At 73.9% G+C, this 21126-nt stretch carries 17 protein-coding genes; 8 read left to right on the plus strand and 9 right to left on the minus strand.

The window, feature by feature from the left end; all coding sequences use genetic code 11:
- Window positions 1-245: 245 nt before the first annotated feature.
- Together ACWD0J_RS29165 and ACWD0J_RS29170 are read left to right on the plus strand one after the other, a co-directional pair.
- Window positions 246-929 carry a SigE family RNA polymerase sigma factor gene (locus ACWD0J_RS29165; protein WP_451498833.1) on the plus strand — a complete coding sequence of 228 codons (684 nt, stop codon included), beginning with the start codon at window positions 246-248 and terminating at the stop codon, window positions 927-929.
- A 113-nt stretch (window positions 930-1042) separates the two neighbouring features.
- Window positions 1043-2089, plus strand: coding sequence for a hypothetical protein (locus ACWD0J_RS29170; protein WP_451498834.1), 1047 nt, complete (start codon window positions 1043-1045; stop codon window positions 2087-2089).
- Window positions 2090-2191: 102 nt separating this feature from the next.
- Here ACWD0J_RS29170 and ACWD0J_RS29175 read toward each other — a convergent pair whose 3' ends face one another.
- Entirely contained in the window at window positions 2192-2986 is a 795-nt protein-coding gene (locus ACWD0J_RS29175) for an SURF1 family protein (protein WP_451498835.1), read from the minus strand.
- 178 nt (window positions 2987-3164) lie between these two features.
- Between ACWD0J_RS29175 and ACWD0J_RS29180 the strand changes: the two genes are divergently transcribed.
- A complete protein-coding gene (locus tag ACWD0J_RS29180; protein ID WP_451498836.1) occupies window positions 3165-4982 on the plus strand; it encodes a S9 family peptidase in 1818 nt (605 codons plus the stop codon).
- Between the two features lie 106 nt (window positions 4983-5088).
- On the opposite strand, the gene ACWD0J_RS29185 is transcribed toward ACWD0J_RS29180, so the two are convergent.
- Window positions 5089-7053 (minus strand): NAD-binding protein, encoded by a 1965-nt coding sequence (locus tag ACWD0J_RS29185; RefSeq protein WP_451498858.1) that lies wholly within the window; start codon window positions 7051-7053, stop codon window positions 5089-5091.
- 180 nt (window positions 7054-7233) lie between these two features.
- Between ACWD0J_RS29185 and ACWD0J_RS29190 the strand changes: the two genes are divergently transcribed.
- Window positions 7234-8274 (plus strand): permease, encoded by a 1041-nt coding sequence (locus ACWD0J_RS29190; protein WP_451498837.1) that lies wholly within the window; start codon window positions 7234-7236, stop codon window positions 8272-8274.
- Window positions 8271-9086, plus strand: coding sequence for a TIGR03943 family putative permease subunit (locus ACWD0J_RS29195; protein WP_451498838.1), 816 nt, complete (start codon window positions 8271-8273; stop codon window positions 9084-9086). Before ACWD0J_RS29190 ends, ACWD0J_RS29195 begins: the two co-directional genes overlap by 4 nt.
- A gap of 3 nt (window positions 9087-9089) precedes the next feature.
- Here the strand turns inward: ACWD0J_RS29195 and ACWD0J_RS29200 are convergent, their stop codons facing one another.
- Window positions 9090-9935, minus strand: a complete 846-nt coding sequence (locus ACWD0J_RS29200) for a helix-turn-helix transcriptional regulator (RefSeq protein ID WP_451498839.1) — start codon at window positions 9933-9935, stop codon at window positions 9090-9092.
- A 102-nt stretch (window positions 9936-10037) separates the two neighbouring features.
- On the opposite strand from ACWD0J_RS29200, the gene ACWD0J_RS29205 reads away from it, so the two are divergent.
- The gene (locus ACWD0J_RS29205; RefSeq protein ID WP_451498840.1) at window positions 10038-10358 is read left to right on the plus strand and encodes an NAD(P)H-dependent oxidoreductase; all 321 of its coding nucleotides are present in this window, start codon (window positions 10038-10040) and stop codon (window positions 10356-10358) included.
- 33 nt (window positions 10359-10391) lie between these two features.
- Here the strand turns inward: ACWD0J_RS29205 and ACWD0J_RS29210 are convergent, their stop codons facing one another.
- On the minus strand, window positions 10392-11774 hold the full coding sequence (locus tag ACWD0J_RS29210; protein WP_451498841.1) for a protein kinase domain-containing protein: 1383 nt from the start codon (window positions 11772-11774) through the stop codon (window positions 10392-10394).
- A gap of 201 nt (window positions 11775-11975) precedes the next feature.
- Here ACWD0J_RS29210 and ACWD0J_RS29215 point away from each other — a divergent pair, with 201 nt between their 5' ends.
- Window positions 11976-12521 (plus strand): hypothetical protein, encoded by a 546-nt coding sequence (locus ACWD0J_RS29215; RefSeq protein WP_451498842.1) that lies wholly within the window; start codon window positions 11976-11978, stop codon window positions 12519-12521.
- Between the two features lie 16 nt (window positions 12522-12537).
- On the opposite strand, the gene ACWD0J_RS29220 is transcribed toward ACWD0J_RS29215, so the two are convergent.
- The gene (locus ACWD0J_RS29220; protein WP_451498843.1) at window positions 12538-13287 is read right to left on the minus strand and encodes a glycosyltransferase family 2 protein; all 750 of its coding nucleotides are present in this window, start codon (window positions 13285-13287) and stop codon (window positions 12538-12540) included.
- Between the two features lie 208 nt (window positions 13288-13495).
- The gene (locus ACWD0J_RS29225) at window positions 13496-17542 is read right to left on the minus strand and encodes an nSTAND1 domain-containing NTPase (protein ID WP_451498844.1); all 4047 of its coding nucleotides are present in this window, start codon (window positions 17540-17542) and stop codon (window positions 13496-13498) included.
- A gap of 762 nt (window positions 17543-18304) precedes the next feature.
- Here ACWD0J_RS29225 and ACWD0J_RS29230 point away from each other — a divergent pair.
- On the plus strand, window positions 18305-19141 hold the full coding sequence (locus ACWD0J_RS29230; protein WP_451498845.1) for a LamG-like jellyroll fold domain-containing protein: 837 nt from the start codon (window positions 18305-18307) through the stop codon (window positions 19139-19141).
- A gap of 258 nt (window positions 19142-19399) precedes the next feature.
- Here ACWD0J_RS29230 and ACWD0J_RS29235 read toward each other — a convergent pair whose 3' ends face one another.
- The 3 genes from ACWD0J_RS29235 to ACWD0J_RS29245 all read right to left on the minus strand — a co-directional run bounded on the left by ACWD0J_RS29235 (window position 19400) and on the right by ACWD0J_RS29245 (window position 21059).
- Window positions 19400-19825: a hypothetical protein gene (locus ACWD0J_RS29235; protein WP_451498846.1), complete on the minus strand. Its 426-nt coding sequence runs from the start codon at window positions 19823-19825 to the stop codon at window positions 19400-19402.
- Window positions 19822-20100 (minus strand): CopG family transcriptional regulator, encoded by a 279-nt coding sequence (locus ACWD0J_RS29240; RefSeq protein WP_451498847.1) that lies wholly within the window; start codon window positions 20098-20100, stop codon window positions 19822-19824. The genes ACWD0J_RS29235 and ACWD0J_RS29240 overlap by 4 nt, the downstream gene beginning before the upstream one ends.
- 62 nt (window positions 20101-20162) lie before the next feature.
- Window positions 20163-21059 (minus strand): phosphorothioated DNA-binding restriction endonuclease, encoded by an 897-nt coding sequence (locus tag ACWD0J_RS29245; protein WP_451498859.1) that lies wholly within the window; start codon window positions 21057-21059, stop codon window positions 20163-20165.
- Window positions 21060-21126 lie beyond the last annotated feature (67 nt).

Genomic DNA, 21126 nt, shown 5'->3' on the forward strand with positions numbered 1-21126 from the left:
TGCTCGGCGTCCGAAGATCTGCCTCCCCGCCCTCCGCAACCGCGCGGAGGGCGGGGAGCGTCTTTGCGGACGCCCTTCCAGAGGGCGCGGGATGCTTCACGGAGCGTGGGGACGCTCCGGTCATTCAGGACACAGGGGAAGAGCGGGTAGGGCATGAGCGCGTTTGACGCACAGTCAGTTGTGCTGCCTGACAGAAGACGGACGATCGCGTACAACCCTGACGGGGGGAAGCGTGTCCAACTGGCGTGGCAGAGGTACTGGACTTCATTGCGGCCCCGCGCGGCTCGGCCCTACGGCCCCGCCCCGCGGCCCTACGACCCCGGATGCCGGGCACGCCCGACGGCATGCCGGTGATCGCGCCCATGCCCGCGGCGCGGCCCGCCCGCATACCGAGCCAGCGCGACGGAGCCGAGTACGCCGACGACACGGTGGCGGCCGGGACCACCGTCGACCACCTCACCGAGACCTACCGCGCCCACTACCGCTCGCTCCTGGGCCTCGCGGCGCTGCTCCTCGACGACACCGCCTCCTGCGAGGACGTCGTCCAGGAGGCGTTCATCCGCGTCCACTCGGCGCGCAAACGGGTCCGTGACCCGCAGAAGACGCTGGCGTACCTGCGCCAGACGGTCGTCAACCTGTCCCGCTCGGCCCTGCGCCGCCGCATCCTCGGCCTGAAGCTGCTGTCCAAGCCGATGCCCGACATGGCGAGCGCCGAGGAGGGCGCGTACGACCAGCTGGAGCGGGACTCCCTGATCAAGGCGATGAAAGGGCTGCAGCGCCGCCAGCGGGAGGTCCTGGTCCTGCGGTACTTCGCGGACATGACCGAGGCGCAGGTCGCCGAGACCCTCGGGATATCGCTGGGCTCGGTCAAGGCGTACGGCTCGCGCGGCATCGCGGCCCTGCGGGTCACGATGGAGGCGTCGGCGTGAGCGGCGACCAAGACGGGCGACGTCATCTGCACGTCTCCCATGAGCCCCACGAACGGCGCGAGCCGGGGACGGCCGAGCAACAGCCGAAGCAATCGCACGCTGGGAACGGAACTGTGAACCACGGCCCCGACGACGAGAGCCCGACCGGGCTCGGCTCGGACGAGCTGGCACTGCGCAGCTTGCTGCACCAGGCGGTCCAGGAGGTCGAGCCGCGCGACGGCACGCTGGACCATCTGCGCAAGGCGGTACCCGCCCGACGGGCACGCAAGCGGCAGGCCGTCGTCGGCATGGCCGCGGCCGCCCTCTTCATCGGCACCGCGATCCCGGCCCTGTGGCACGTCTCCGGCGCCACCGGACTCGGCGCCGACCCCTCCATCGCCGGGCACGGCTCGCAGGCGCAGGGCGGGGCCGGCGAGGGCAAGGGCCCGGACGGCGGTGAGAGGGCCACCGGCGACGCCTCGGACAGGACCCAGGACAAGGGCGAGGCGGCGCCGAAGGAAGACGAGAAGGGCAAGGCCACGGGCAGCGGCACCGGCTCCGGTGGCACCTCCGACACGCCGTCCACCAGCGCGGCGGACACCTCGGTGTGCACGGCCGCCGAGATCGGCTCGCCCACCCAGACCGTCGACGCCCCCGACTCCGTCGGCGCGGTCTACGGCACCTTCCGCTTCACCAACGTCTCGGGCGTGAGCTGCACGGTCAGCGGCCCCGGCACGGTCACGCCGGCCACGGCAGGCGCGGCGGACGCCACCAGGATCAGCACGGTTCGGCACACCGCCGGGGACGCGGCGGCGGCACTGCCCGACCCGTCCCTGGAGATCGCCTCCCTGCTGCTCAAGCCGGGTTCCTCGTACGAGGTGAAGTTCGCCTGGGTCCCTTCGGAGACCTGCCCCACGACCGGCGACAACTCGTCCGGCGACACCGGCGGCAATCCGACCACCGGCCCCACGCCCACGGAGAACCCCACCACGGACAGCGGCACCACCACGGGCGGTGACACCACCGGGACGTCACCCCAGTTGCTCCCGGAGGAGGGCACGGCCGACGGCAGCGTGACGGTGACCAACACGGCGGAGGGCGGAGCACCGTCGATCTCGGCGACGGTGACGAACGCGTGCGTGGGGACGGTGTACTGGACGGGAGTCCTGGCAGGCTCCTGACGGACGACCGCCTCGCCGCGAGCGGCGGATGCCGGCGGGCAGCGGGGGAGGGGTGCCTCAGGCGGCATCCCCGCCTCAGCCGGCCCGCTCAGCCGGCCCGCCTCACCTGGCCCCTGCGTCCGCCGTCACCGGCTCGTCCTCGGGTACGAGCCCCAGTTCCGCGTCCCGTGCGAACTCCACCTCGCGTCGCAGCAGCCGGAACCACATGAAGACCACGAAGCCGGCGAAGACGAACCACTCACCGGTGTAGCCGAGGTTCTGGAACGCCTTCAGGTCCAGCCCCGTTCCCGCGGGCGCCGTCGCCGGGACGGCCGTCATCCCGGAGTCCGCGCGGTCCAGCGTGACCCACGCGTCGTACACGTCGTACGGCACCAGGTTGACCAGCGACGCCGCGCTGATCGCCGCGGTCTGTCCGGCCGGCAGGCCTCCTCGCGCGCTGACCCCGTTGTCCCCGGGCGTCTCGGACGCCTGCAGCGCCCCGGTGACGCTGACCTCACCGCTCGGCGGGGCGGGCGCCTTCGCCGGGTCGGGTGTGCCCGGCAGCCAGCCCCGCACGACGGGCAGGGCCTCGCCCGTGTCGGTCCGCAGCAGCGTGAGGACGTAGTAGCCCTTCTCGCCGTCCAGCTCGCGGTCCGGGACGAGCAGCTGCCGGTCGTAGCGCCCGGTCGCGGTGGCCGGCCGGCCGGACGTCGCCTTGTCCACGGGCAGCAGCTCGCTCAGCGGACGGGCGGCCTGCCGCTCGTTGGACGCCGCCTGCGCGTCCGCGCTGCGCTGGTCCTGCATCCGGTCCTCGAAGCGGCTCAGCTGCCACGACCCCATGAAGACGCAGAAAGGGATGGCGAGCAGCACGAAGACGTTGATCCCCCACCAACGGGGCGTCAGCAGAAACCGGTACACGCCCTCCACGGTACGGGGCTCCCGCCCCGGACCGGGCCGTGGGGTCGGTGCCGGCCGGGCGGTTCGGTACCGCGCGACGAGGGGCGGGACGTCGGGAGATCGGAAGAGCCGGCCGAAGTTGTCCACAGGCTGGGGACCTGACCGGCCATGGGGCGGCCGGGACAGGCAGTATGGGGCCATGACTGAGAGCAAGGGGTCCGCCTCGCCCGCGCGGAACGAGGAGATGCCGGACTGGGAGAAGCGCTTCCGGGCGCCCCGGGTGTCACTGCCCGACTGGGCCGAGGACGCGCCGGACCGCTCCCTGTTCGTGTCGAACGCGACAGGGACGTACGAGCTGTACGCATGGGACCGGGCGACGGGCGGGCAACGCCAGGTGACCGACCGGCCGAACGGCACCACGGACGGCGTGCTCTCCCCGGACGGCGAGTGGGTGTGGTGGTTCGACGACAAGGACGGCGACGAGTTCGGCGTCTGGCGCCGCCAGCCCTTCGGCGGCGGGGCGGACGAACCGGCCGCACCGGGTCTGGAGGCGTCCTACCCGGCGGGCCTCGCCCTCGGCCGGGACGGCCGTACGGCGGTCGTCGGCCGCTCCACCGACGAGGACGGCACGACGATCCACCTCTGCCGCGTCGGCGAGGACCCGGTGGAGATCTACCGCCACCGCGAGTCCGCGGGCGTCGGCGACCTCTCCCACGACGGCTCCCTGATCGCCGTCGAGCACACCGAGCACGGCGACGCGATGCACTCCGCGCTGCGCGTCCTGCGCCCCGACGGCACCCCGGTCGCCGATCTCGACGACACCAAGGGCGGCACGCAGGAGCTCGGCCTGGAGGTCCTCGGCTTCGCCCCGGTGGACGGCGACACCCGGCTCCTCATCGGGCATCAGCGGCGGGGCCGCTGGGAGCCCCTGGTGTGGGACGTGGCCACCGGCGAGGAGAGCGACCTCGACCTGGACCTGCCCGGTGACGTCGGCGCCGAGTGGTACCCGGACGGCACCGGCCTGCTGATCGCCCACGGCTTCGAGGCGCGCAGCGAGCTCTTCCGGTACGACCTGGCGACCCGCGAACTGGTCAAGGTCCCCACCCCGCGCGGCACGGTCTCCGGGGCGACGGCCCGCCCCGACGGCAGCGTGGAGTACCTCTGGTCCTCGTCCGCCGAACCGTCGACGGTCCGCTCGACGACCGGCAGGGCCGTCCTGGACCCGCCCGGGATGACGTCCCCGGGATCGGTGCCCGTGGAGGACGCGTGGGTGGCGGGCCCCGGCGGCCGCATCCACGCCCTGGTCCAGAAGCCGGCGGGCGCGCAGGGCCCCCTCCCCACGGTCTTCGACATCCACGGCGGCCCCACCTGGCACGACAGCGACGCCTTCGCGGCCGGCCCGGCGGCCTGGGTCGACCACGGGTACGCGGTGGTCCGCGTCAACTACCGCGGCTCCACGGGCTACGGCCGCGCCTGGACCGACGCCCTGAAGCACCGGGTCGGCCTGATCGAACTGGAGGACATCGCGGCGGTCCGGGAGTGGGCGATCACCTCGGGTCTGGCGGACCCCTCCCGCCTGGTCCTCACCGGCGGCTCCTGGGGCGGCTACCTGACCCTGCTCGGCCTCGGCACCCAGCCCGACGCGTGGACCGTGGGCATCGCGGCGGTCCCGGTCGCCGACTACGTCACGGCGTACCACGACGAGATGGAAGCCCTGAAGGCCATGGACCGCACCCTGTTGGGCGGCACCCCGGAGGAGGTGCCGGAGCGCTTCGAGGCGTCGTCCCCCCTGACCTACGTCGACCAGGTCACGGCCCCCGTCTACATCTCGGCCGGCGTCAACGACCCCCGCTGCCCGATCCGCCAGGTCGACAACTACGTCAGGCGGCTGGAGGCGAGAGGAGCGGTGCACGAGGTGTACCGCTACGACGCCGGGCACGGCTCCCTGGTGGTGGACGAACGGATCAAGCAGGTGAGACTGGAGCTGGACTTCGCGGCGCGGCATCTGGCGCGGTAGCACACCCGGCCCGGCCGGCCGGGTCGGTTCCCTGCCGGCCGGGCCGGGCGGTGGGCCGGCGAAGGCCGTGGGTCCAGGGGGCGGAGGGAACCCCCTGGACAAGCTCCTACGTGCCGGTCCGCTCCCGCCGGGCCTGCCGCCCCAGCAACTCCGCCAGTCCCCGACGTGTGGCGGCCAGCACGACCCGGTCCGTGCCCCGCAGGACGTACGTGTCCGGCAGGTTCCACACCAGCCGCGAGCCCCCCGGCGGCCGCACCTGCTCGTACCTCTCCTGCGCGGCCTGCTCCTCCCGTCGGCCGCCGGAGACCCTCGTGTCCAGCGCCAGCACCCGCCAGGCCCCCGCCCGGAAGGCCTGCCCGACCGTCTTCCCCTCCAGCTGCGGATGCCCGCCCACCCCCACGGCCGCGAACAGCAGCACCCGCCGCTCGACCGGGATCGCCCCGAGGATCTGGCGCCCCATCATCGCCCCGGCGAACGCGGGCGCCGCCAGATGCGACACACTCCGGCTCCGGGTGGGCGCCCCGGGGTGCGCGGCCCGCAGGGTGCGGTACACGGCGGTCGCGAAGTCGTCGTCGTACAGCCGGAGCACGACGCGCAGATCGGGCCGTACGGACCGGGCGTACAGCACGGCCTCCAGGTTCGTCGTGTCCGCGCTGGTCACCGCGAGCAGGGTCCGCGCCCGGTGGATCTTGGCGGCTTCCAGGATGCCCTCCTGGGTGACGTCGCCGAGCACCACCGGCACCCGCAGCCGCCGCGCCGTCGCCAGCCCGCGCGCCTCGGGGTCGGCCTCCACGCAGACCACCGGGATGTGCAGTTCCCGCAGCCGCGTCAGCACCCGCGTGCCGATCTTGCCGAGTCCGAGGAGCACGACGTGCCCGCCCAGCCCGCGCGGCGGCTTGCGCAGCGCGGACGCGCTGCGGAAGGTGCCCAGCGCTTCGAGCACGGCGGCCAGCAGCACCGGCAGGAGCAGCAACCCGACCAGACCGGAGAGGAGTTGCAGGATCTGCCGGCCCGTGGACTGCCCGAGGGCGGGGTCGTCGATGGCGAAGAGATCGAGCAGCGTCAGATAGAAGGCACCCAGCGGATGCATGTCGGTGACCAGCCACAACGCCACCGCCAGCGCGACCACACAGCCCACCAGCCCGGCCAGCGACCACCGCAGCCGCCGCGAGAACAGGGAGGCGAACGGCGGGACGATCCCGCGCCCCGCGGGCAGCGCGGGGCCGGAGTACGACACCTGTTCCAGGACGACGGTCCCGCGCCCGGTGGCGGCCCGTACCGCCGCCGCGTCCGGCAGCAGCCGCGGCCCCTGGTCCCCGCTGCTCTCCGAACCGTCCGCGCCGGCCGGGTCGTTGCTGGTCGCGGAGAGCAGCGCCAGCGTGGCCAGCCCGGGGCCGGCCACCTGGCCGGGGCCCGGCGGCGGACGTTCCACCGCGCGCAGCAGCAGCCCGTCGGTCTGGACGACCTTGCTGGTGCCGGCGATCGCGGTGGCGGCCAGCGCGGGTGCGGCCGTGTCCGCGTCGGACAGGACGGTCGTGGAGGCGTCGAACACCGCGCCCGGCCCGGCCGTGCCGCCCGTCGCCAACGCGGAGGCCTGGTCCAGGAGTTCCTCGATGTGCTGGCCCAGCCGCCGGTTGTACAGCCGCAGGACGAGCCGCAGCCGGGGGTTGAGGCGGCGGGCGGTGAGGGCGGCGCGGATGTTGGTCTCGTCGTCGTCGTACACCAGCGCGAGCGCCGCGGCCCGCTCCACGCCCGCCTCGGCGAGGACGGCCTCGGTCGGCTCGGCGGCCTCCACCACCCTCCCCGGCTCCCGGCCGCGGACGGGCGGGGCCGCTGCCGTGTTCCCGGCGGGCGCGTCGGACGTGCCGTACGCGGCGGTGCCCCCGGCCCGGCCGACGGCCGCGTTCACCACCCGGTCGAGCAGCGCGGACGCGGTACGGACCCGCCCGACCACCGGGGGCCGCACACCCCGCTCGGCGGGCGGTACGGCGAGCGTGACCTGCTCGCCGTACACCCCGCGCAGTTCGGCTGCCAGCCGGTGCGCGAGCCCGTCGTCACCGCACACCACCATGGGGGCGGCCGGGTCACCCGGCGGACTCTGCTGCGGAAGGCTTGCCACGAGGGAAGAGACTGCCCCAACGGGACGGATGGTTCCAGCACGTATCCGTGGCGATGAACGCCGGCGCCCTGCCCGCCGTAGGAGAGGGGAGGGAATCCAGCGCCCTTCCGCACCACCGGAGGTACCTCGGCCGTGGCCGTCACCAAAGCAGCCCCGAAGGAAACCGGGGCGGACAGCAGCCCGGCGCGGGACACCCAGGGACCGGACCGGGACACGGAGGGCGCCCGCCGCCTCAGCTCCCCCCTCGTCCTCACCCTGGTGCTCCTTGTGATGGTGCTGGCGCAGGGACCGATCCGGCAGGCGCTGTCCGCGCCGGTGATGCAGAGCTGGACGACCGTGTTCGTCGCGGTCGTCGTGCAGGCGCTGCCCTTCCTGGTGCTGGGCGTGCTGCTGTCGGCGGCCCTCGCGGTGTTCGTCCCGCCGTCCTTCTTCGCCCGCGCGCTGCCCAAGCGGACCGGCCTCGCGGTCCCCGTGGCGGGCGCGGCGGGCGCGGTGCTGCCGGGCTGCGAGTGCGCGTCCGTGCCGGTGGCGGGGGCACTGGTCCGGCGCGGTGTCGCCCCGGCCGCGGCGCTCACGTTCCTGCTGTCCGCCCCGGCGATCAACCCGATCGTGCTGACGGCGACCGCCGTCGCCTTCCCGAACGACCCCGAGATGGTCCTCGCCCGGTTCGTCGCGAGCCTGCTGGCGGCCTGTGCGATGGGCTGGCTGTGGCAGCGGCTCGGCCGCGCCGACTGGCTGCGCCCGCCGGCCCGCGCGGCCCACGACGGGCAGAGCAGGGGCGCCGCGTTCTGGGGCTCGGTCCGGCACGACGTGATGCACGCCGGGGGGTTTTTGGTGGTGGGCGCGATGGCGGCGGCGACCCTCAAGGCGATCGTCCCGGAGGAGTGGCTGCAGGCCACGGCGGACCATCCGGTTCTGTCGGTGCTCGCGCTCGCCGTCCTGGCCGTGCTGCTGTCGATCTGTTCGGAGGCGGACGCGTTCGTGGCGGCCTCGCTGTCGCAGTTCTCGCTCACCGCGCGGCTGGCGTTCCTGGTCGTCGGCCCGATGGTCGACCTGAAGCTGTTCGCGATGCAGGCGGGCACCTTCGGCCGCGGCTTCGCCCTGCGCTTCGCACCCGCGACCTTCGTCCTGGCCGTCGCCGTGTCGGTCGTGACCGGGGCGGTGCTCCTGTGAACCGCCAGGCACAGGCGGCGGTCCTGTTCCTGCTCGGCGCGGCCCTGCTGCACGCCGGCCTCACCGACCTGTACCTGCGGTACGTCAAGGCCGGCCTGCGCCCGATGCTGCTGGCTGCCGGCGCCGTCCTGATCGCGACGGCCCTGGCGACGGCGTGGTACGAGTGGCGGGCGATGAGAGACGGTGACGACCACGCGGACCGGCACCCGGACGACCAGGAAGGTCACCCGGACGACCACGCGGAAGGTCACCTGGACCAGCACCCGGACCAGCACCCGGACCACCACGGGAACGGCCGCCCCCACCGCGAACCCCGCGTCTCCTGGCTCCTCGTCCTCCCCCTGCTCGCCCTGATCCTGGTCGCCCCGCCCGCCCTCGGCTCCTACAGCGCCCTGCGCACCGGTACGGCCCTGCAACAGCCGTACGGCTACGCGGATCTGCCCGCCGACGGCACCCTGCGCCTCGACCTGGTCGACTACGCGGGCCGCGCGGTCTACGACCGGGGCCGGTCCCTGGAGGGACGGCGGATCAAGGTCACCGGGTTCGTCGCCCTGGACCGCTCCGGCGCCCCCTACCTGGTCCGCATGGCTCTGAACTGCTGCGCCGCCGACGCCCAGCCGGTGAAGATCGGCCTGACCGGCCGGATCCCCCCGGTCCTGCGGCCGGACGCCTGGCTGGAGGTCACCGGCACCTACACCGCCCGCCAGGACAAGGACCCGGTCAACAACGGCCCGATCCCGTACCTCGACGTCACGGGTGCCCGGCCGGTTCCGGCGCCGGCCGACCCGTACGACGGGACCTGGAACAACTGACCGTCACACCAGCGCGGTCGCCAGCCGTTCGAGGGCGGCGGCCTCCCGGCTGCCCGCCCGCGCGCTGAACACGTGCATGACCAGGCCGCTCTCGCCGGGCGCGGCCGGGACGTGCAGGGTCTCGTAGTCGAGGTCGAGCAGCCCGGCGGCGTGATGGCGCAGCCGTTTGCGTCCGGCCGCGCACATCATCACCTCGCCGGAGTCCCAGATCCGCCGGAAATCGGCGCTGTCGGCGGCCAACCGGCCGATCAGCGCGGCCAGTTCGGCGTCGCCGGGGTAGCGGGCCGCGGCCACCCGCAGCTGGCCCACGGCCTCCGCGGCCCGCTCCTCCCACTCGGGGTGCAGTGCGCGCGAGGCGGGGTCGAGGAAGAGGAACCGGGCGTTGTTGCGGTCCCGGCGGCCCGGATCGGCGAGCCCGCCCATCAGTTCGGCGCCCAGGCCGTTCCAGGCGACCACGTCGAGACGGTGGTCCGTGACGAAGGCGGGCAGCGCGGCCATGGCCTCCAGCGCGCGCAGGAGTACGGGGCCCACCCGGAGTCCGGGCGTCGGCTCGGGCCTGCCCGAGGCGAGGGTGTCGAGGTGCCGGCGCTCCGCCGTGTCGAGGCCGAGCACCCGGGCGAGCGCGTCGAGCACCTCGGGGGAGGGCTGGGTGGCCCGGCCCTGTTCCAGCCGTACGTAGTAGTCGACGCTGATCCCGGCCAGCTGGGCCAACTCCTCGCGGCGCAGCCCGCGTACCCGTCGGCGGCCCCCGCCGGTCAGTCCCACGCGCTCCGGCGTGACCCGCTCGCGACGCGCGCGCAGAAAGCCGCCGAGCGCCTTGCCGTCCCCCATGCCGCGCACGCCGTCCATGCGTTCCAGTATGCGGGGCCCGTCCGCCCCGCCCCGTCCGGTCTCCTCCCTCCCGTCCTTCGCGCCGGGCGGGCCCGTGCCCCGCCCGCGTTCCTGGTCCTCGTGGTACCAGGAATCCCGGTCCGCCGGTCGCACAGGGTTCTGGCCGGCGGCGGGCGCCCGGGGTTGTCGGTGACGTACGGCGCCCGCGCGCACTCCTTCTCCGCCGGCGGCGTGCACGGCCACCTGGAGGACGTCCTGCACCCGCTCCAGCACGGTCTGTTCCGGTTCACCGGCATGTCCCCGCTGGAACCGTTCGCGGTGCCCGAGGCCAACGCCCTCGCGGCGGAACGCTTCACCGAGGCCCGGACGGCGTACGCGCGCCGCCTCGACACCCTGTTCACGTCCGCTCCGGTGCCGCTGCGCGCGTCCGCACGGAGCTGACCGTTCTGCGGCCGGCGGCCGGCGGCCGTCTGCTCAGTCCTCGCCGGCCCCGTCGCCCTCGCTCTCGCCCTCGCTCCCGTCCTCGTCGGAGCCCCGGGCCCGTTCGCGCTGCTTGTGCTCCTCCCCCTTCCGGTCCTCCCCCTTGCGCTCCTCCCGCGTGGCCGTCGCGACAGCGGTGGTCGGGGACGGAACGGGTACGCCGGCCAGGGGAGCGGCCTCCGACGGGCCGGCACTCGGTGCCGGCGCCGGACTCGTGACGGGGGCCGTCGTCCCCGGGGTGCTGTCGCCGGGGCTCTCGGCGGTACTGCGGCCCGGCGCGAACCACAGCATCCCGGCGATCATCGCGGCCAGGAACACCACCGCCCCGGCGGCCGTCCAGGCCACTGGCGGCCGCCGGACGACGGCCGCCCGCCCCGGACCCTGAGGGCGCCGGGCACGCGGACGGGGTGCCCGCCTGGTGGCGGCGGGCAGCGCGTACGTCGTCGGGGGCCCGGTCCTGGCCGGGAACACCGGGACGGGAGCGGACGTAGCGGACACGGCCGGTGCCCATGCCGGTGCCGGTGCCGGACCCGGGGCCTGCGCCGGTTCCGGCAGCGGCTCGGACCGGCCCTGCCACGCTCCGCCGCCGAACCACTCGGCGACCTGCTGGGCGGTCGGCCGGTCCTCGGGCTGCTTGGCGAGCAGTCCGAGCAGGTAGTTCTCGAAGGCGGGCGGCAGCCGGACGCCGAGCTGCCGGGGCGGCACGGGGGCGGTGTCGAGGTGCTGGTGCAGGATCGCGACCGCGGTGTCGGCCTGGAACGGCGGCCGTCCGGTGAGGAGTTGGTACAGCACACAGCCGAGCGCGTACACGTCGCAGGCCGGTGCGGCGGTCTGCCCGAGGGCCCGCTCCGGCGCGAGATAGAGGCTGGTGCCGACGATCTGCCCGGTCGTGGTGAGCGCGCCGGACGGGTCGTCGACGAAGCGGGCGATGCCGAAGTCACCGATCTTCAGCGTGCCGTCGGGATCCAGCAGCAGGTTGGCGGGCTTGATGTCCCGGTGCACGATGCCCTGCTGGTGGGCCGCGGCGAGTCCGGCGGCGGCCTGGGCGGCGATCCGGGCCACCTGGCCGGCGGGCAGCGGGCCCTCGGCGGTGAGCCGGCGGGCGAGGCTGTCGCCCTCGACCAGTTCCATCACCAGGAAGAGCCGGCCGTCGTACTCGCCGAAGTCGTACACCCCCACCACGTACGGGTGGTTGAGCCGCCCCGCGGTCTGGGCCTCCAGCCGGAAGCGGGAGGTCGCCGTGGGGTCGGAGTCGTGGGGCAGGAGGAGCTTGACGGCCACCGTCCTGCCGAGCGTCTCGTCGAGGGCCCGCCAGACCTCCCCCATCGCCCCGCGTCCGATCGGATCCTGCAGCCGGTACCGGCCCGCTATGAGCACCTGTTCGTCATCCTCATGCCGTAAGACGTGTCGATGGCCGCCGGCCGGACTCACCGCGTGGCGCGGGGTGGAGCCGTGGGGGGTGCCGCAGCCGGCCCAGCCTACCGGCTGCCGCGGACCACCAACGCCCTGCGGCCCTGGCGATCTGACGGACCGTCAGGTATGGTCGCCCCGCCGTGCCGCTGCGAAGGGGTGAGTGCGATGGAGACAGGTCAGGAGCGTTCCCCGTGCCCGCGACCGCCGGGCAGCCCTCGCTGGGTCGCGCTGTTCCACCGGCCGGACTCGGCCTCCTGGCAGGTGGGTGCCCAGGCGCCCGACCGCTCGCCGGTCCTGTACGCGCTCGGCGAGATGACCCAGACCCTGCGGGCCCGCGGCGAGGAGGTGACCGTCGCGCTGTGGGGCCCGAAGGACGACGACTGGCACCGCTACGACGTCCCCGCCCCGGCCGCCCCTCCGCGGACCTCCCCACCTGCCCCTGCACCTGCCCTCGCCCCCGCGCCCGCCCCCCTCTCCGCGCCGGCCGCACCCCAGGAGGCCGCCGCCCCCGCGAAGGAGCCCGGCAAGCTCGCCGAGCGCATGCACGACCGCCGTCACCAGGCGCTCCTGGCGGGCCTGAGCAAGGCCGGCCTCTACGACCTCGCACCGGACGACGTGGCCGCCGTGCGGACCGTGGTCGACCGGCTCGACGAGGCCACCGTCCGCACCCTCGCCCACTGGCTCGCCACCGCCGCGGCACGCTCGGACTGAGGCGTCCGGTCAGGCCTCAGACGTACCGCCACCGCAAGGACGCCAGCGCCCGCGCCCGCGCCTCCACGACCGCCATCCGGGCATCCCGTTCCGCCGGGTCGGTGTGCGCTGCCTGACGGGTCATCTGGCCGCCCCACTTGCGGTAGAGGAGCCCCACCTCCTGGGAGAACCAGCCCCGGCTCACGGAGCTGAGCGCGAGCAGCAGACCGGTGTCCTCGGAGGCGGGCAGGGCCATCCAGCCGCCGAGGGCGACCAGGAGATCCCTGCGGACGCAGAGGGTCGCCGGATGGACCGGGGCGCGGAAGCCGTTGGCCTTCCAGGAGCCGAGGACGGTCCCGCGCTCGATCGGCCCGTGGCCGGGGTCCCCGGAGAACCCGACCGTGGAGCCGTCGGGCAGCTGGTCCAGGGCGCGGGAGGCCGCCCACCCGAGCGTGCGGTCCGCTTCGAGGGCGGCCAGGTCGCGGGCCAGGGCGCCGGGGGTGAGCCGGTCGTCGGCGTCCAGGATCTTCACGTACGCGCCGTCGGCGTGCGCGAGCGCGATCGTGCGGGCGACGCCGGGGCCGCCGGGCCGCCCCTGCCGGAACGTCACCCGGGCGTCGTCGGGGACGTGTGGGGCGACGCAGTCCGTCACCCCGTCCTCCTGGATCACCCAGTGCCACTCCCAGCCCCCGGGCAGCTCCTGCGCGCACAGCGAGGCGTAGGCCTCCCCCAGGAAACGGGCCGACGGGGCGTGGACGGCGGTGACGACGACGACACGGCGCCTCACGGCAGCACGCACCACCTTTCCGAAGCGGTGACGCGGACCGGCTCCGCCGGACACGCGAAGGCCCGACCGCTGGCGACGGGGGATGCACCAGCGATCGGGCTGTGGCCAAGACTAACAACGCCGCATGTCCGGCGGGAGCGGACTGCCGAGCCGCACCGAGGAGTTGTGACCGGGATCACGCGGGACGGCTCCGCCGCGCGGGTCCGCGTCACCGGCCGCACGGGGGCTCGTACGAGAGGCGGGGCAGGTACTCGTGCCACTTCTCCGGCGACAGGACGCCCCGCGTGGTCGAGCAGATGCGGTCGATCGCGTTCTCGACGTCCAGGTTCCACAGCCGTACGGTGTCGGTGCCGCTCGACACCCCGAGCATCTGGCTCCTCGGGCTGAACGACAGGAAGTTGCCCGTCTTGGCGTTGGGGCTCATCGACTGGCCGATGGGCGCGGCGTCGGCGGGGCGGGCGACGTCCCACAGCCGGACCGTGTTGTCGTTGCCGCCGCTGGCCAGCCTGCGCCCGTCCCGGCTGAACGTCAGCGACACGACCGCCTCGGTGTGGCCGGTCAGCGGCTCGCCCAGCCCGGTCGCGTCGCGGGAGTCGGTGACGTCCCACAGCCGGACCGTGTCGTCGTCGCTGCCGCTGGCCAGGGTCCGCCCGTCCGGGCTGAAGGCGAGCGCGTTGACGGGGCCGAGGTGCCCGGTGAGCGGGCTGCCCAGGCCGGTGGTGTGCCGGGGGTCGCTCACGTTCCACAGCCGGACGCCGCCGTCCGCGCTGCCGCTGGCGAGCGTCCTGCCGTCACGGCTGAACGCCAGGGCGTTGACGTAGCCCTTGTGCCCGGCGAGCGGCGGGCCGAGCGGAACGACGTGGGACGGGTCGCCGACATCCCACAATTGCAAGGTGCGGTCGTCGTAGGCGGTGGCCAGCGTCCGTCCGTCGGGGCTGTAGGCCAGCGCGTCGGGGCCCATGAACCGCGTCCGCAGCTCGATGGGCGGCCCGGCGGAGACGGACCGGGCCGGGTCGGTGACGTTCCACAGGTGCACGGTCCGGTTCCCGGTGAGGATCGCCAGCGTGCGGCCGTCGGGGGAGAACACCAGCGAACGCTGGTCGCCGTCCCCGGGCATGAACGGCGCGCCCAGCGACACGGGCCGCGCGGGTCGCTGGACGTTCCACAGCCGGACCCGTCCGTCGCGCGTGGCCGTGGCGAGCACCTTCCCGTCCGGGCGGAACGCCCCGCTGCGGCCGACCATGTCGGACGTCGGTATCGACCACAGGCGCACCTTGCTGTCGCCGCTGCCGGTGGCGAGCGTCCTGCCGTCGGGGCTGAAGCCGACGGCGTACATCTCGCCGCTGCTGCCCGCGAGCGGCTCGCCGACCTGCGACGGATAGGCCGGATCGCTCACGTTCCACAGGCTCGCCGTGCTGTCCGCGCTGCCGGCGGCGAGCAGGTTCCCGCGGGGGTTGAAGGCCACCGACCACACGGGCCCGGTGTGTCCGGTGAGCGGCGTGCCCAGCTGCGCGGCCCGGCGGGGATCGGACACCTTCCACAGCCGGACGGTGTCGTCCGCGCTGCCGCTGGCGAGGGTGCCGCCGTCGGGACTGAAGGCCACGGAGTGCACGGTGGCGGTGTGCCCGGTCAGCACCGGGCCGGCCGGCCGCGGATGCCGTGGATCGGCCGTGTTCCACAGCCGGATCGTGGTGTCGTCGCCCCCGGCGGCCAGGGTCCGCCCGTCGGGGCTGAAGGCCACCGACCGCACGGCCGCCGTGTGCCCGGTCAGCGCCCCCAGCGACGCCGGCGCGCGCGGATCGCGCACGTCCCACAGACGTACGGTCCGGTCCTCGCCTGCGGACGCCAGCGTGCGCCCGTCCGGGCTGAACGCGACCAGGTAGATCGTGCCCTTGTGACCGGTCAGGGGCGCGCCGAGCGGGCGCGGGTGCCCCGGGTCCCGTACGTCCCACAGCCGGACGGTGCCGTCGTCCGCGGCGCTGGCGAGGGTCTTGCCGTCCGGGCTGAACACCGCGCTGCTCACCCAGCTCGTGTGGCCGGTCAGGGGCTTGCCCAGGGCCTTGGGGCGGCCCGGGTCCGCCACGTCCCACAGCCGGACGGTCCGGTCGTAGCTGGCGGTGGCGAGGACCTTGCGGTCCGGGCTGAACGAGGTGAGGTAGACGGCACCGGTGTGGCCGAGCAGGGGCGTGGCCAGCGGGGCGTTCACGATCGAGATCAGCCGGTTGTTGGTGCCCTCGTCGTCCGGCCGCAGCCGGTGGGCCACCAGGTCGAGCTGGGCGGACAGCGACGGGTCCGTGTACTGGACGCGGTCGGCCTCGGCGACCACCTGCTCGAACACGGCGTCGTTGCGCTGCTGCCAGGCGACCACCGCCGAACCGACGGCCACCACCGCCAGCACCACCAGCGCCGCCACCGCCCCGCGGCTGATCCACACGGTCCGCTTGCGCAGCCTGACCGAGGCGGCCAGGAAGTCCACCGCGCTGCGCGTCAGGAACGGGTCACCGGCGGACTTCACCCAGCTGTGCGCCTGTTCCAGCCGGGAACCCCGGTAGAGCAGGGAGGTGTCGCGGTTCGAGCCCTCCCAGGCCCGGCCGTCCTCCTCCAGACGCTGGCGCAGCAGATTGCCGTGGCGGTCCTCGTCGATCCACTCACGCAGCCGGGGCCAGGCGTGCAGCAGGGCTTCGTGGGTGATCTCGACGGTCTCCGCGTCGAGCGTCACCAGCCGGGCGCGCACCAGCGCCTCCAGCGACTCCTCCGTCTTGCCCGGGTCCGTCGACTCCTCCGCCAGCTGCCGCCGGGTTCCGCGCCGCCGGGTCGCCTGGGTGTCCTCGCCCAGCCGCACCAGCCGTAACAGCAGCAGCCGCGCGGCCGTCCGGGCGGCCGGGTCCAGCCCGGACCAGGCGCGCTCGGCGGTCGCCGCCACCGCGCCCTGGATCCCGCCCGCCGCCCGGTACCCGGCCAGCGTCAGCCGCCCCGCCTTGCGGCGCTGCCAGGTGGCGAGCAGGGCGTGCGACAGCAGCGGCAGCGCGCCCGCGTCGTGCGCCCCGCGCGGCCCGTCGGCGCTCACCTCCCGCACGATCAGCTCCGCCAGCCCCGGCTCCAGCTCCAGGCCCACGGCCTTGGCCGGCCCGGTCACCGCCTCCCGCAGCTCCGCGGTGGTGAGGGGCCCGAGCACCATGTGCCGGTGCTGGAGCGCGTCGGCCAGCTCCGGATACCCGAGGCACCGCTCGTAGAAGTCGGCCCGGATCCCGAGGACGACCAGCACGGGGGCCGTCCCGCCCGGCCCGGCGCGAGTGGACGCGGTGTGCAGCACCTGGACGAAGGCGCGCCGCTCGGCCTCGTCGGAGCAGAGGGTGAACGCCTCCTCGAACTGGTCGACGATGACGACGGGACGCCCGCCGGACGGCGACTCACGCCGCGCCCACCCGGCGAAGGCCTCGTGCACCGCGTCGGTGAAGCCGGCGGTCTCCCGCGCGCCGGGCGAGGCGGTCTCCTCCGTACCGGAGGCGGCGTCCGTGCCGAAGCCGATGCCGGCGAGCTCCGGAACACGCCGGATCAGCTCCTTCAGCGGGTCGGCGCCCGGGACGAGCTGGAGGACGGGCCTCGCCGGGCCGTTCTCCCCGCCGAGCGCCCCGTCACGCACCGCGGGCACCAGTCCGGCGTTCAGCAGGGACGACTTGCCCGCCCCGGACGCGCCGACCAGCATCACCAGACCACCGGCCGGCTCGGCCGCGCGCAACTGGGCGACGAGGGCGTCCGTACTCCGCTCCCGCCCGAAGAACCACCGGGCGTCCTGCTGCCGGTAGGAGGCCAGTCCCCGGTACGGGCACACCCCTCCGGCGACGGCGGAACCGTCCCCCCGGGCCCGCTGCTCCTCCGCCCCGTCCGTCTCGTCGGCGGCGGCGCGCTCCCCTACCGGATCGGCCACCGCCCGCTCCCACAGCCGCTGCCACTGGGTGAGGTCGTACAGTCCGGGGGAGACCGGCGCGGGCCGCTCGCGCCGGGCCTGCGGGATGAGGACGTGCAGCACCGCCGCGAGAGCGGCGAACTGGGCCGGCACGTTCTTGGCCCGCCGCCAGTCACTGATCCGCTGGGCCGACACCCGTACGGTCCGCCCCCGCTCGTCGACCCGCCGCAGCCGTACGACCGCTTCGGCGACGCTCTTGAGGGGAGGGTTGCCGGCCTCCTTGTACAGCAGCGCGAGACGTTCCGCGAAGGCCGTGCGTGCCCCTGAGTCGGAACTCAAGGTCTCCACCCCTTACTTCCCTTGCGTTGGAACGTCCGGACCGGAAAACCCACTTTATATGCCTGACCTGCGGCTACGGCTTCGGACGGACTCCGCAGCCTCCCCCTGGGCGGTCCCGGATGGCAGGATCACGCCGCAGCAGCGCAGCAACCGGACGTCACAGCGCGGCAACCGGACGTCACCATGCCAGGCCACCAGCTCAGCGCTCGGAGGGGCACCTCATGACGCCGTACGTTCTCGGCCAGCTTCCGCCGATGTCACGGGACAACGACACCGCAGCCACCGTCTGAGCCCGGGTGGCCCCAGAGCCGCAGGGCTTCCCATTCGTACGTGAGGATCCTCGGGCATTCGTGAGGATCCATCGAGACCCGTAGAGATCCGCACCTCTCTGGAGGGATCCGGAGAGGCCGGGCGAGATCCGTGGCGCCGGGGTCCCCCAGGGCCCGGCGGCGGACCCGCCGCCCCCACCCGGATCCGGTTCCGTCCCGGCCCACGCCACCCGGCGCGGACCGGCCCAGACCGCACCGTCCGGTACCGGTCCCCACGAGGGGAGGGACCGGTGCCGGACGTCGCGATGAGGTGCTCCTCTCGGCTCGGGAAGCTGAGGTGACCCGCCCGAACTGGTCGCTCCGCCCGGTCGTACCCGGGTGCCTCGAAGCTGGGCCGATACGTGATCCGCACGGTATCCGCACGGTCGAAATCTCTTGCGCCTGAAGGAGTGAGGCCCGAAGATCACTCAGGTGTTCTGACCAGATTTCTCAAAGGGGGGCCATGTACGACGGATTCCGCGCCGACAGATTCCGCGCCGCGCTGGTGGCGTCAGGCGCCGTCGCGCTCGTGTTCACACTCGGTGCGCTCCCTGGCGCCGCCCACGCGGTCGGCCAGGGGCACGGAGCCCGGGCCGAACAGACGCCGCTGAGCCGGCAGGGCTACTGGCCCTTGGAGGAGGCGCCAGGCGGAATCGCTCCCAATGTGGAGCCCGAGGGCCTGCCGCTGACGTTGAACGGCGATGCGTGGATCTACCACAACGAGGACGTCTTCGGCGATCCCGCACTGGTTGACCAGGGCGATCTCAGGCTCGACGGTGACGGTGACTGGGCGGCGACATCCGCGGCACCGGTCGGCGGGGACGGGAGCTTCACTCTCGCCGCCCGCGCTCGCCTGGCCGCGGCCGACGACAGGACACAGACCGTCCTGTCGCTCCCGGGCTCCGACGCCGACCGCATCGTGATCCGGTACCAGGCGGCGAGCGGGAAGTGGGAGGTCGTGGCGTCCACCAAGGACAAGGCGACGGCTCCGCACGTGGTCATCACCGAGGAGCAGGCTCTGCCCGACGACGATCCCTACGGTGTGGGCGACCACTTGGCCGTCGTCTTCGACGCCCCCGCTCATGAGCTGCGGTTCTATGTGAACGGGCAGCTGGCCAACACGTCGACTGCCGTGGACACGACCTCGTGGACGGCCTCAGGCGGTCTCCAGGTGGGCCGCTCCGCGATCCGCGGTGAGTACTTCCAGGGCACCGTGGACGAGGTGCGCGCCTACTCCGGCGTCGCGACCCCGACGATGATCAGCCAGATGGCCTCCCTGACGGGCACCCCCGACCTCTGACTCCCAGGCGGGCCGGCCGCACCCACAGCCGCGAACCCACCCGGCATGCCGGAGCCCCCGCACACAGCACATCCGCGTGCGGGGGCTCGGGCACGCGTGGTCGCGAAGGCTGTCGCGGCACTGAGTGATGAGAGCCCGGTCAAGCAGGGCGAATGACGCGTCTGTCCTGGCCCGGATCAGGGCTGGAAGCCGTGCGGGATGTCCCACTCCCGGGCTGGTGCCGTCCCAGCTGCGGGCCCTTGAGAGGCGCGGGCCGGGTCACACTTTCTTGACGACGATCGTGTCCGGGACCAGCCTCTCCAGGTCGTCGACGTCCGAGGTGAAGACGGTGACCTGTCCCTTCTGCTGTCGCGCGATCACGGCGAGCACGGCGTCGATCGCGTACGTGTGGCCGTGCACCTTGGCGTCGGCCAGGAGCCGGCGTGCCTGGCGGGCCTCGTCCTTCCCGATGTCGGCGACCTGGAGCCGGGACAGTACCCAGTCCCAGCGCTGTTCGGTCGTTCTGCCGTCGTACGCCTCGACCAGGGTCATCGGCGACGTCACCACTTCGGCCTCCCCTCGCGCCGCGAGGTCGAGCCAGGCGATCATCCTCCGGTCACCGCGCACGGCCAGGGAGAGAGCTTCACAGTCCAGGACGAAGACACGGAGCGGCCTCTGCCCGTGCTCACCGGCTCGCTTCTTCACGCAGCCTCTCCGGCGTCGTGCTGTTCGGAGGCGCTGCGCCGCTGGTGTTCGGCGTCGAGGTCCTCCAGCTCGTCGAGGGCTGCCGCACGCTCGTCCTCGGTCACGGGGCCGTGTTCTTCCTGCAGCCAGTCGACCAGTTCCAGAAGCCGGTCCCGGTCGCGCTTGAAGCGCAGCGCCTCGGCGACGTACGCCGACAGGCCCCGCTCGGCCGCGTCCGCGCGGATCTCGTCCAGGAGATCCTCGGGGATCGTCACGGTCACCTTCTTCGTCGCCATACAAGAGACCATACTCGTGGTGTCCTGCTGCTTACCAGCGGGCGCGGTCGACGTTTCGACGGTCAGACGGCCGTGGCAGGGCGTGGGCTCCCGTGGAAGACCTGACCGGTGTGCCAGGAGCGGTGGATCGCGGCGACGGGACGGGCGCCGGGTTGAGGTCCGATGAGTGGTCGGTCGGCGAGCGCGATGACGTGTTCGCGGGCGGCGGGGCTGTGGCCGACGAAGCGCTGGGAGACCAGGATCCGGTGGCCCTCGCCGACACCGAGGACGCCCTTGTCGAAGAGCTTGTGGTGCAGCGAGCACAGGCACAGTCCGTTGTCGACGTCGTCCGGTCCGTCGAACGCCCACCAGCGCACGTGTGCGGCCTCGAGCCCGACCGGCACCGCGCCGATTCTGCCGTCGTAGCCGCAGAAGGCGCACTGATACTCGTAGGCCGTCAGGACCTGCTCCCGCATCCGCGGATCCCGCCGCCTCCGCACGGCGGCCGAGAGCTGTCCGGTCTCCGCCGGCTCCAGCTCCAGGCCGACGGCTTCGCACAGGTCGCCGTGGAGCGAAGGTGGGAAGTGCAGGTCGAGCAGGACCCGTGCCATCCGGCCGAGCAGCGCCGGCTCACGCCGCAGTGCCGCCCGCAGTTCCGGCGCCAGCCGCCCCGAGGCCCCCGCGGTCCGCAACTCCCGCACCCCGCTGCCGGGGCTGCCCGGTCCGCGATCGGTACGCACCTCCCACACGCCGTCGCTCACCAGGTGGTGGAACGGGTAGGCCGGGGTCGTCCTGTTCGGCGGACCGTACTCGGTCAGCAGCCGCTGCAGATCCTCCTCCACCGCGCTGTACCGCAGCTCGCCGGCGGCATCCCGCTGGAACCGGCCGAGGGCGTACAGCAACAGCAACGGCTTGTGCGGAGCGCGGGTCCCGCTTCTGGTCCACTGCCTCAGCTTCGCGGTGCGCTCCAGCCAGTCCATGACCGGCGATCGTAGTCGCGCCTCGTCGGCCAGTGATCTGCGCATGTGTCGAAAGCCCAAAGCAGCG

The sequence above is a fragment of the Streptomyces sp. NPDC003011 genome, assembly GCF_053591515.1.

What these genes read in the sequence shown, in the direction of transcription:
- ACWD0J_RS29180 (WP_451498836.1), top strand. Translation starts at nt 3,165, where the DNA reads ATGACTGAGAGCAAGGGGTCCGCCTCGCCCGCGCGGAACGAGGAGATG.
- ACWD0J_RS29185 (WP_451498858.1), bottom strand. Translation starts at nt 7,053, where the DNA reads ATGGTGGTGTGCGGTGACGACGGGCTCGCGCACCGGCTGGCAGCCGAA.
- ACWD0J_RS29200 (WP_451498839.1), bottom strand. Translation starts at nt 9,935, where the DNA reads ATGGACGGCGTGCGCGGCATGGGGGACGGCAAGGCGCTCGGCGGCTTT.
- ACWD0J_RS29215 (WP_451498842.1), top strand. Translation starts at nt 11,976, where the DNA reads ATGGAGACAGGTCAGGAGCGTTCCCCGTGCCCGCGACCGCCGGGCAGC.
- ACWD0J_RS29230 (WP_451498845.1), top strand. Translation starts at nt 18,305, where the DNA reads ATGTACGACGGATTCCGCGCCGACAGATTCCGCGCCGCGCTGGTGGCG.
- ACWD0J_RS29240 (WP_451498847.1), bottom strand. Translation starts at nt 20,100, where the DNA reads ATGGCGACGAAGAAGGTGACCGTGACGATCCCCGAGGATCTCCTGGAC.
- ACWD0J_RS29245 (WP_451498859.1), bottom strand. Translation starts at nt 21,059, where the DNA reads ATGGACTGGCTGGAGCGCACCGCGAAGCTGAGGCAGTGGACCAGAAGC.